Genomic DNA, 1567 nt, shown 5'->3' with positions numbered 1-1567 from the left:
CTGGACAGTGAAAAGTTCTATGAGATCATTATCAAGGGGCTTTTAACGGTCCAATGCGTCTGTGTATGGCCATCTGCATGAATAACTCTTTGGCCTGAAGGAATTTTGTCAAAAGTAAGCTGGGTGGACTTTCAGCTAAAATAGAAGGGGCCGATTGTTGTAGAGTAAGCCGAACAATTTGCTCACTCGGATAACCACTGCTAGGTACGGTTCTGAACCAACCCGAAAAACCTTGCCAAATCGTCAAGGGCATGGATAAACTCAGAATTTGTAAAATCCCTAAAACTAAAGCATTTAGATTGACAAACCGTTCAAATGCTTCTATTTTATCTTGGATATTCACCAGGTCCTTATCAGAGTAGTCTTGGATATTCATATTTTTAGGTTCCCGGGAAGATGGAGCCATATTTTTCATCCAAAACCGATAGTTGAAGCCAGATAAAAGTTCGATTAATGTCCGAAAAGTCACTTCAATTTTAAAGCGCCAACTATAAGCCGTTATGATTTCTACTCCCGATAAATCCAGGTCTGTTGAAAGCAGAATGCTTTGTTTTCCTCCCGGCCACAATACCAAAACAAAACGCACTAAATTTTCGGGACAGTCCCAATGTAAATCTATTGTACGATAACTGACTTTCTGTTTCTTTCCATAAAGGGATAACGATTCAGTTGTTAAAGAATTGGGGTCATTAAATAACGTGCGTAATTCCAGCTTTGGTCCCCAAGTGCGAGGTCTGCCAGGACCTTTTTTCACAGGGGACGGTGGTAACGGATGCTTGGCAACTGTATTAATCTTGACCCGGGTAATTAAATGAATTGAGTCAGACCGAAACTGCTTAATTAATTTTTTTGAAGCAAAATAGGCATCTAAGATGGCGTAACTTCCAGCTTTCATGTAAGCCCTACATAAGTCGGACATTTTATCAACTAAAGTCGGTGAATTTATATCAAGTGTTTGAACTCCATCTTGAATTTCAAACGTAATCGGGACAGCGACTAAAGAATCCTTAGATTGTAATAAAAGACTAATAGCTCCAAAATAATGACCCCGAATCCATTCCGGTTTGGTTACATTACCTGATTCTTGGTGTAATTTTTTAACAAGGGGCATTTTTCGGCCTTCTTTCGCCACCTTAATGCCATCCCCAATATAAATAGGTTGACCTTTCAACCGTTTGACATGGTTATGAGAAATCAACCATTGATGCCATTGGAGCGATAATGTTTTGGCACTCCAACTTGTAGCGTGAAACCAATGGAGAGCATGGTCATAGTAGAATTCACCTAGGCCCACTGCATTCAGATAACTGGTGATGGCAGGGGATCGATTGCATAACAGAATGCCCCAGACCATAATCACGAACCATTCAAACGCCGCCTCACGGCTGAATGCGGGTCGTAGACTTTGGAGGATTTGTTCAATTCGATCTTTTGGGGCCATAATGGTAATACTGGTTAAGCGTAGAATACTTACCAGTATGACTTATGGACTGGTTTTATGCCGGTCCATTTTTTTGAGGTCATAGAGCGACACTCTCGGGGTCATAGAGAACTTTTCACTGTCCAG

The 1567-nt window shown here is 41.0% G+C and carries 1 protein-coding gene; it reads right to left on the bottom strand.

Annotated features, from left to right (window positions below):
• Positions 1-31: 31 nt before the first annotated feature.
• Complete coding sequence (locus AC0QH1_RS01000; protein WP_324628864.1) at positions 32-1441, bottom strand: transposase; 1410 nt, start codon at positions 1439-1441, stop codon at positions 32-34.
• Between the last annotated feature and the right edge of the window lie 126 nt (positions 1442-1567).

The sequence above is a fragment of the Phormidium sp. CCY1219 genome (genome assembly GCF_055795085.1).
The sequence above is the reverse complement of the archived record's forward strand: the minus strand, read 5'-3'. Positions and strand labels throughout refer to the sequence as shown.